This window comes from Chloroflexota bacterium, from assembly GCA_026389585.1.
GTDB lineage: Bacteria > Chloroflexota > Dehalococcoidia > UBA2247 > RBG-13-53-26 > JAPLHP01.
Genome location: JAPLHP010000086.1, coordinates 1 through 9,256, shown reverse-complemented (window position 1 = coordinate 9,256; position 9,256 = coordinate 1). Strand labels below are relative to the sequence as shown.

Annotated in this window: 9 protein-coding genes; 6 read left to right on the top strand and 3 right to left on the bottom strand. The window is 51.1% G+C overall.

The genetic code is table 11. The annotated features are described in order from the left end of the window. Nucleotides 1-193 precede the first annotated feature (193 nt). Genes dprA through NTZ04_07895 form a run of 6 tightly spaced genes read left to right on the top strand, consistent with a single transcriptional unit; the run spans nt 194 to nt 6,331 of the window. Entirely contained in the window at nt 194-1,279 is a 1,086-nt protein-coding gene (gene dprA / locus NTZ04_07920; protein ID MCX5992230.1) for a DNA-processing protein DprA, read from the top strand. Between the two features lie 14 nt (nt 1,280-1,293). Continuing rightward, nucleotides 1,294-3,267 (top strand): type I DNA topoisomerase, encoded by a 1,974-nt coding sequence (gene topA, locus NTZ04_07915; protein ID MCX5992229.1) that lies wholly within the window; start codon nt 1,294-1,296, stop codon nt 3,265-3,267. Nucleotides 3,268-3,297: 30 nt separating this feature from the next. Next, on the top strand, nt 3,298-3,744 hold the full coding sequence (aroQ, locus tag NTZ04_07910; protein ID MCX5992228.1) for a type II 3-dehydroquinate dehydratase: 447 nt from the start codon (nt 3,298-3,300) through the stop codon (nt 3,742-3,744). After that, the gene (locus NTZ04_07905) at nt 3,735-4,823 is read left to right on the top strand and encodes an aminopeptidase P family protein (GenBank protein MCX5992227.1); all 1,089 of its coding nucleotides are present in this window, start codon (nt 3,735-3,737) and stop codon (nt 4,821-4,823) included. The genes aroQ and NTZ04_07905 overlap by 10 nt, the downstream gene beginning before the upstream one ends. Before the next feature lie 30 nt (nt 4,824-4,853). Beyond that, nucleotides 4,854-5,519 carry a PHP domain-containing protein gene (locus tag NTZ04_07900; protein MCX5992226.1) on the top strand — a complete coding sequence of 222 codons (666 nt, stop codon included), beginning with the start codon at nt 4,854-4,856 and terminating at the stop codon, nt 5,517-5,519. 2 nt (nt 5,520-5,521) lie between these two features. After that, complete coding sequence (locus NTZ04_07895) at nt 5,522-6,331, top strand: formyltransferase family protein (protein MCX5992225.1); 810 nt, start codon at nt 5,522-5,524, stop codon at nt 6,329-6,331. Between the two features lie 32 nt (nt 6,332-6,363). On the opposite strand, the gene NTZ04_07890 is transcribed toward NTZ04_07895, so the two are convergent. From NTZ04_07890 to NTZ04_07880, 3 genes are all read right to left on the bottom strand, one after another. Continuing rightward, nucleotides 6,364-6,966 (bottom strand): ATP-dependent Clp protease proteolytic subunit, encoded by a 603-nt coding sequence (locus NTZ04_07890; GenBank protein ID MCX5992224.1) that lies wholly within the window; start codon nt 6,964-6,966, stop codon nt 6,364-6,366. A gap of 19 nt (nt 6,967-6,985) precedes the next feature. Then, complete coding sequence (tig, locus tag NTZ04_07885; GenBank protein ID MCX5992223.1) at nt 6,986-8,290, bottom strand: trigger factor; 1,305 nt, start codon at nt 8,288-8,290, stop codon at nt 6,986-6,988. An 88-nt stretch (nt 8,291-8,378) separates the two neighbouring features. Continuing rightward, the coding region (locus NTZ04_07880; protein ID MCX5992222.1) for an aspartate--tRNA ligase at nt 8,379-9,256 on the bottom strand (878 nt) is incomplete at its 5' end.

The following is a 9,256-nucleotide window of genomic DNA, read 5'->3' as shown; positions in this document are numbered from 1 at the left end:
TACTCCTTCCGTGCTCTAATATCCATTGGCTAGCTTTCATCTCCTTCACCACTTAAGCTAGCCCAATTCTCCCCCATTTCGGTTACCTTTTACATGAGTCAACCACCATCCCTTCGGTTACATTTTAGATGAGGCAATTCGTGGCATTTCATTCCCAAACTGACTGTGATAACATTAACCTCTGATTTGCAGCATGGACTCTAACCAGACACAATATTTGATAGGCTTCAGCCATATTCCAGGCATTGGCCGAGTAAAGCTCTCCATCCTTCAAAGCTACTTCGGTGATCTGGAAAAGGCCTGGCATGCCTCACTAGGTGAGCTGGAATTGGCAGGGCTGGATGCCAAAGCAACAGAGACGTTCCTGGCCATGCGCGGTAGTATGTCGCTTGACGCCGAAATGGAGAAACTGGAACATTACAAAGTAAAGGCACTGACTACGGATGATCCTGGATATCCCCCACGACTGAAGGAAATATATGACTACCCGCCGCTGCTTTACACAAGAGGAACCATTACACCCGGGGATGAGTGTGCCATAGCGGTGGTCGGTACTCGGCGTCCCTCAGTGTATGGGCGACAGGTTGCCGAAGAAATCACAGCAGAATTGGCTGCCCGTAGAATCACTATCGTCAGCGGCCTGGCAGCCGGCATTGATTCCATAGCCCATCGCACCGCCTTACAGGCCGGCGGGCGGACTATCGCCGTGGCAGGCTGTGGGCTTGATATGGTCTATCCCAGTAACCATGTGGCCCTGGCCCGCCAAATTATGGAGCATGGTGCCCTGGTGAGCGAATTCCCATTGGGCACCAAGCCAAAAGCAGAGCATTTCCCACAGCGTAACCGCATTATCAGTGGCATGAGCCTGGGAGTGCTCGTAGTGGAAGCTGGCGACAAGAGCGGGGCGCTGCTCACCACAAACCGTGCGGTGGAGCAGAACCGTGAGGTTTTCGCTGTCCCAGGAAGTATTTTCTCTCCGCTTAGTAAGGGCACCAACCGTCTCATCCAAGAGGGCGCAAAGCTGGTTCGCCACTGCGCAGATATCTTGGAGGAATTGAATTTGAACACAATACCCCATCAGTTGGAGATGAAAGAGACAGCAACTGCCACTGACACCGAAGCTCAAGTGCTCATCCACCTCTCCAAAGAAGCCACTCATGCTGATGATCTTTGTCGCTCCAGTGGTCTTCCTGTGGCTACCGTGACCGCTACTCTGGCAATGCTGGAACTGAAAGGATTGGTAAAACAATTGGGCGGTATGAACTACGTACTCGCCTGAATTGCTGAAGGAAAATGGCTAAGACAAAACTGGTTATTGTTGAATCCCCGGCCAAGGCCAAAACCTTGGCCAAGATCATGGGGCCTCAATATGTCATCAAAGCGTCTATGGGACATGTGCGTGACTTGCCCCAAAAGACTCTCGGTGTGGACGTAGACAACGGCTTTACTCCCCAGTACGTGATCCCCAAGGGGAAGAAAGCCATTATAAAGGAAATCAGAGGAGCAGCAGATAAGGCCACAACAGTATATCTGGCCACTGACCCTGACCGCGAAGGAGAGGCTATCTCCTGGCACCTCATTGAGGCAGCCAACCTGAAGAATAAGACAACGTACCGGGTAGTCTTTCATGAGATAACCGAACAGGCCATCAAAGAAGCCTTTAAACACCCCCGAAAAATAGATATGAACCTGGTTGACGCCCAACAGGCCAGGCGTATGCTGGATCGACTCGTAGGCTACAAGATCAGCCCCCTGTTATGGAAGAAGGTGAGAAAAGGTCTCTCGGCTGGAAGGGTTCAATCGGTGGCCTTGAGGATCATCGTGGAGCGGGAACAGGAAATTCAGAAATTCGTCCCCCAGGAGTACTGGACCATTGAAGCCGAATTGACCAAGACTTCGGCAGCCAAGAAATCTCCTGTGTTCAAAGCCAGACTCGTAGCTATAAAAAACGAACCCCAAAAACTGCAACTCCACAACGAAAACGAATCGAAACGAATCGAACGAGAACTGAGGGATTCACGCTTATTCGTTTCCCAAATAAAAAAGAAACGAATCACCCGCCAACCCCCGCCTCCATTCATCACCAGCACGCTGCAACAAGAGGCCTGGCGCAAGCTCCATTTCACCGGCCAGCGTACCATGGCTATTGCGCAACAGCTCTACGAGGGGCTGCCTGTTGGTGACGAGGGAGAAGGAGGGCTCATCACCTACATGCGAACTGATTCCACCAGGGTAGCCGAGTCAGCAATAGTGGATACCCGTGATTATATAGCCGGTAAATATGGCGCTGAATTCGTCCCTCCTCACCCCAGACTGTTCAAAAAGAAAGTCAAGGGTGCGCAGGAAGCACATGAGGCCATCCGTCCTACTAAACCAGGGCGAGAACCCGGCATGATCAACTCATACCTCACTTCAGACCAAGCCAGACTGTATCAGCTTATCTGGGAGCGAATGATGGCAAGTCAGATGGCAAATGCCCTGTTCGATACCACCTCCGTAGACATCGACGCAAAGGCCTCAGACAGTAGCAAAACCTATATGCTTAGAGCCACAGGCACTGTCCCTCATTTTCTCGGTTTCCTGGTCCTGTACAGTGAGGGCAAGGATGACACGGCAAACAGCGATGAAGAGGGCAGGTCCCATCTCCCGCCCCTCACCGAAGGCGAGGCTCTCCGTCTTCTGAATCTGCTAACGGAACAACATTTCACCGAACCTCCACCCCGCTACAATGAAGCCACACTGGTAAAAGCGCTTGAAGAAATGGGGGTCGGCAGACCCAGCACATATGCGCCTATAATAGGCACTCTTCGCCGCCGGGCATATGTGGAAACCAAAGAAGGGCGATTCTACCCGCTGGACCTTGGTGTAACAGTCAACAACGCCCTGGTGGCACATTTCCCCAAAATCGTTGACACAGGATTCACAGCCCAGATGGAAGAGGAACTCGATGAGATAGCCCGTGGCGAAAGACCCTGGGTGAGAGCAATTCAAGACTTTTACACCCCATTCGAGGAAATGCTTAATAGAGCCAGCGTGGAGATGGTAAAAGTAAAAGAACCCGACCAGCCCACGGATGAGGTCTGCGTCAAGTGCGGCAAGCCTATGGTAATCAGAGCAGGCCGTTACGGAAAATTCCTGGCCTGTACCGGATATCCCAAGTGCAAGACCACCAAGGCACTTGCAGCTAAGCGCGAGCAACCTCGAGAAGGCCACGAGGAAGCAGGCGCCCAAATAGAGCAGGAAAGACCACCTAAAGATGAAGCATGAGAATAACATCCCTTTGACGGAGGGAATAAGATGAGAATACTGATTATCCACGGGCCAAACCTGAACTTGCTGGGCAAGAGGAAAAAGGAAATCTATGGAGATAAAACACTCAGTGAAATCGATGTTATGCTTCAGCAGCACGCCAAGGAACTGGGAGTAGATATATCCACCACGCAGTCAAACAGCGAGGGAAACCTCATCGACTTCATCCAAAAAGAGTCACCCAATGCAGACGGCATAATTATCAATCCGGGAGCATTGACCCACTACGGTCTCTCTCTTCGAGATGCTCTCTCCGATACCAACCTGCCCGTGATTGAGGTGCATCTGTCTAATATCTATGCCAGAGAGGAATTCCGACACAGGTCTGTCATTGCCCCCATTGCTAAAGGACAGGTCACGGGACTAGGCTGGAGGGGTTATATCGCTGCGATGAGAACCATGGTAGCAGAACTGAGAGGAAAGGCTTGGCAATAACCCAGCGACTTCAAAGACTGCGCCAAAAGCTCCTTGAAATAGATTTAGACAGCATCCTCGTCACACAGCCAGAGAATTGCCGCTACCTCAGCGGATTTACCGGATCCAATGGTTCAGCAGGAATCCTGCTCATTTCCCAAGACGGCACTATCCTGGCTACCGATTTCATCCACTTTGAGCAAGCCAAAATGGAAGCTCCTGAATTCAACCTTGTCACCATCAAAAATGCTTCTCAATGGTCCACAGTACTGCTGTCCGGACAGAAAATGAAGAGGCTTGGTTTCGAGGCAAACACTCTTTGCTTTGCCGACTATCGCCGTCTGGCCGAAGAAGCCAACAAGCTGGAAATACAAATCTTCCCCACCGAAGGACTGGTGGAATCCCTCAGGGCAGTGAAGGAGAAAGAGGAGATAACCTGCCTGGCCAGAGCAGTTGACCTCGCTGATAACGCCGTCAAATACATTACAGACCAAATTCGCCCCGGGATGACAGAGAAGGAAGCCGCATGGAGGATAGAAGAATATCTGCGGGAAAACGGCAGCGAGCCCATCCCCTTTGATATTATAGTTGCTTCAGGGCCAAATGCTGCATTGCCACATGCCAAACCCACGGAGCGAACCATCTCCACTGGAGAGCCAATTATCATCGATCTCGGAGCACGCATCAGCGGCTACGCCAGTGATCTCACTCGAAGTATATGCCTCGGCCCACAAGACGAAACCTTCTCCAAAGTCTATAATCTTGTTCTCCGTGCCCAGTCATCAGCCATAGCCAATCTGGAAGCCGGAATGACCGGCGCACAAGTGGACAGCTTTGCCAGAATGATCATTGATCAAGGGGGATATAAAGAGGCCTTTGGTCACGGGCTGGGTCATGGTGTTGGCCTGGCCATCCACGAGGAACCCCGGCTTGGCCCCAATTCTACCAATACTATTGTAGAGAACATGGTCTTCACTATTGAACCTGGGGTTTATGTCAACGGCTGGGGAGGAATCAGAATCGAGGATATGGCAGTGGTTCAAAATGGCAAAGCCAAGATGCTGACCAAGGCAGATAGACACACAGGCAGCAGCCAATAGCAGGACAGCAACAAAGAATAGACTAGAACCGTGTTGAAAGCTGATCTTCACATTCATACCGAGTACTCCTTCGACTCTGCCATGCCGCTGGAAAGCATCATTCAGCGCTGTCTCAAGTCAGGGATCAACTGTGTCGCCATAGCAGACCACGGAACCATTGAGGGCGCTCTCGAACTCAAGAAGACCGCCCCATTTGAAGTGATCATCGCGGAAGAAATTCTCACTCCGCTGGGAGAGATCATGGGGTTGTTCCTCACTGAACAGATACCCAGCGGTATCTCAGCGAAAGAGGCCATCACTCGAATCAGGGCGCAAAAGGGGCTCGTCTGTCTACCGCATCCGTTTGACCGCTTCAGAGGCATAAAAGGAGCAAATCATAATGGGCATCAAGTGCTCAAAGGGCTAGCCCCAGACATTGACATTGTTGAGGTTCTCAACTCCCGTGCTTTTCCGCTGGGCAATCCGGACAGAAAGGCAAGATTGTTCGCTGAAGAACATGGACTGCTTTGCAGCGCCGGCAGCGATGCTCACACCAGCCGCGAAATAGGTCACGCATATGTAGAATTACCCGAGTTCAGGAGTGTTGAGGAATTCCGCACCTCTCTGGCACGAGGGCATATCTTCGGCCACCATGCCTGCCCCACAGTCCACATTCCCACTACATGGGAGGCCTTGAGAAGGAGACTGTTTAAGTAGCCATGTATCTCATTGGCTGGTTTTCGACCGGTCGTGGCAAAGGTTCGCGTGACCTGCTGACAGTGGTTCAGGACAGCATACAGCAGGGCAATATAGAAGCGAGGATCTCCTTCGTCTTCAGCAACCGGGAACCGGGGGATGCACCAGGGAGTGACCTCTTCTTTGAACTCGTGAAAAGCTACCATATCCCTCTCATCCACTTTTCGTCCCGACGCTTCCTACCTCAAAAAAGACGTGGATCTCCCTCAGAGTGGCGACTGGAATACGACAAGCAAGTCATGAAACGTTTGGAGGGGTTTCACCAGGATCTATGTATACTTGCCGGATATATGTTGATTGTGGGAAGCGAGATGTGTCAAAAGTACACGATGATCAATCTGCACCCGGCAGCCCCCGGCGGGCCGGCTGGAACCTGGCAAGAGGTAATCTGGAAACTGATCGAAAACAAAGCTCAGAGCACAGGGGCAATGATGCATCTGGTAACCCCGGAACTGGACAAAGGACCTCCGGTTACTTATTGCACCTTCCCTATCAGAGGTCAATCCTTCGACAGGCACTGGAAGGATGTAGAAGGGCTTTCGGTAGCACAGATAATCAAACACCAGGGAGAAGAGAGCCAATTATTCAAGCTTGTCCGACAGCACGGCTTCGCCAGAGAATTACCTCTCATAACCGCCACCATAAAGGCCTTCAGTCAGGGCAAGGTCAAAATAGAAGCGGGTAAAGTGGTCGATCGCAGTGGGCAGGCTATCGCAGGTCATGATCTGACATCAGAGATAGATGAGGCCATACGACAAAAAGGACTGCTGTAGAAAGCGGCCGCTGACCACACCAAAGCCCACACCTACTTCGACTGTTTCACCAGAATTTCATCTACCAGGTGATATTGTATTGCTTGCTCAGGGCTGAGATAGAAGTCACGATCAGTATCATGGATAATCTTCTCTACCGGCTGTCCGGTATGCTTTGCCAGGAGGTTTCGAAGCACCTCTTGCAGGCGCATGATCTCCCTGGCAGCAATCTCTATATCCGAAGCCTGCCCCTGAGCTCCACCCACCGCCTGATGCATATGAATGGTGGCATTAGGTAAGGCATAGCGTTTTCCCTTTGTCCCGGCAGCGAGGAGCACAGTGCCCATACTTGCTGCCAGACCAACGCAGATTGTAGACACATCAGGCCTGATAATCTGCATGGTATCATAAATGGCAAGGCCAGAACTGATCACTCCACCCGGGCAGTTTATGTAAAGGCTTATATCCTTATCAGGATCCTCCCGGTCCAGGTATAGAAGCTGAGCAATGATCAGATTAGCTACCTGATCATTGATTGGCATCCCCAAGAAAACAATACGCTCCCTCAGCAGGAGTGAGTAGATATCAAAAGCACGCTCTCCTCTTGCTCCCGACTCAATCACCATCGGAATTACCCCTCTAGGCAGAATCCCCATTGTCCTACTCCTTCCTGGCCTACGCTGTCTTTTCGGGACCTTCGGCGACACTATTCAAGGCTATTTCCGTGAGCTTCTGCAATGCTTTTAAACTCAGCTGTCTTTCTTCCACCACCTGGCGCGCCTGGTCTGTGCCAAGCATCCTCTGCATCTCCTCCACTCTATCACCAGCATCCTTCGTCATGCTCTCGATCTCGGCAGCTACCTCAGCATCATCCACCGTAATCTTCTCTTGTTCAATTATCTTACCCAGAACCAGCGATTCTGTGATTCGCCTCACCGCTTCAGGACGAAGTTCCTCCTTCATCCCCTGTTCAGTTTTGTTAAGGTTCTTAAGGTAACCCTGCAGTCCACCCTGTTCCCTAAATATAAAATCCCTTTCTTTAAGCAGGCTATCTATTTCCCGATCCACTAAAACAGGAGGGAAATCCACCTTAGACAGGCCAACAACCGCCTCCACGAGCTTCCTCTCATAATCCCTCTTGGCTGCTTCCTCAGCCGCCTTCCTCAAGTTAGCAGCCACAAAGTTACGCAGAGCTTCCAGATTTTCCATACCCTGGCCCAAGCTCTTGGCAAAATCGTCATCCAACTCAGGCAGGTGCTTTTCCTTGACCTCGATGAGCTTCACTCTGAACTTGGTGCCTCTGCCAGCCAATTCCTTCAACTTATAGTCATCCGGATAAGTAAGTGCAAATTCCTTCACTCCGCCAGTCGCCATGCCCACCAGATGCTCTGCAAAGCCTGGCAGAGGGATCAAGGAATCCTTCACTAGAGGGAACTGCCGTGCCTGATACGTTTTCACAGTGCCATCTTTTGCTTCTTCATCTATGTCAACAACTACCAGATCCTCAAAGTTCACCGGGCGCTCTACCGGAGACCACACGGCATGACGTTCACGAAGCTGGTGAATAACGCTATTGATTTCTTCATCACCAACTTCCACAGGCTGCTTGTCAACCCTGATCGTATGATAGTCACCCAGTTCGACATGAGGACGAAGCGGGAAGATCGCCTTAAAAATCACAGGGTCAGACTGTATGATCTCTATCTGGGGTTGAGCAATTACCTCCATCTTCTGCTCTTCAATAACCCGGGTGCACAATTCCGGTACCAAATCCTCCAGAGCCTCTCTTTGAAGCCCTTCTTTGCCTACGTAACGCTCCAGAACAGACCGGGGAGCTTTACCTTTACGAAAGCCAGGAACCCCAACCCTTTTCACCAGCTGACGATAAGCTCTATCGAGCGACTCCTCCATCTCTCCCGGCTCAACCTCGATCCGAAGTACCGCCTGACTGTTCTCCACACTCTGTGTTGCTATTTTCATCTATATCTATCCATCCTATTCCTACTATCTATTCTACTCCTATACCAGACTGCCATGTCAGACAACCCAATGACAAACCTATACCCCATCACTCCTTGCTACCGGTAAGGTGCAGCTCTCTAAGCTGCTCCTCGGAAACTTCAGAAGGAGCATCAAACAGCATATCGTAACCACTCTGATTCTTCGGAAAGGGTATTACCTCACGAATACACTCCTCACCTGCAAGAAGCATGACGAGCCTATCAATCCCCGGCGCAATCCCGCCATGAGGAGGGGCCCCATACTCCAGCGCCTGTAGAAGATGTCCAAAAAGACGTTCTGCCCGTTCCTGATTATAGCCAAGCAATCGAAATATCCTCTCCTGCATCTCTCGATTGTGGATACGAATGCTCCCACTGGATAACTCATAACCATTACAGATGATATCGTAATGCTTAGACCCCACTCCCCCTGGCGTGGTATCCAAGAGCATAACATCCTCGTCTCTAGGAGCTGTAAAAGGGTGGTGCATCGGCTCCCAGCGCTTCTCATCTTCATTCCAATCGAATAGCGGAAAACCAACTACAAAAGCAATCGCCAGGAGATTGGGATCAACCAGCCCCAGCCGGCGACCCATTTCCCGCCTCAATTGATCCAACACCTTGTTGACTACCCCAGGTTTATCAGCAACGATCAGGAGAAGGTCTCCTCCCCTCGCTTCAAGACGATCGGCCATCTTTCTTATCTCTTCCGGAGTCACAAACTTAGCAGCCGCAGAACTTGTCTTGTCCACCGCTAACCCGCCGGAGTCCTCAGTCAAGGCCAGCGCCACCAATCCCCTCGCTCCGTAGGCCTTGGTCAACTCTATCAGCTCATCAAGCTGACGTCGGGAGTAAGAGGCACAGCCCGGAGCGCAGATACCCTTCACTTTTCCTCCACCTTTAACTGCGCTGCGAAAAACACCAAACTCAGACCCCAACAAAATGT

Coding starts and splice junctions, on each gene's coding strand:
- dprA (MCX5992230.1), top strand. CDS start 194: ATGGACTCTAACCAGACACAATATTTGATAGGCTTCAGCCATATTCCA.
- topA (MCX5992229.1), top strand. CDS start 1,294: ATGGCTAAGACAAAACTGGTTATTGTTGAATCCCCGGCCAAGGCCAAA.
- aroQ (MCX5992228.1), top strand. CDS start 3,298: ATGAGAATACTGATTATCCACGGGCCAAACCTGAACTTGCTGGGCAAG.
- NTZ04_07895 (MCX5992225.1), top strand. CDS start 5,522: ATGTATCTCATTGGCTGGTTTTCGACCGGTCGTGGCAAAGGTTCGCGT.
- NTZ04_07890 (MCX5992224.1), bottom strand. CDS start 6,966: ATGGGGATTCTGCCTAGAGGGGTAATTCCGATGGTGATTGAGTCGGGA.
- tig (MCX5992223.1), bottom strand. CDS start 8,290: ATGAAAATAGCAACACAGAGTGTGGAGAACAGTCAGGCGGTACTTCGG.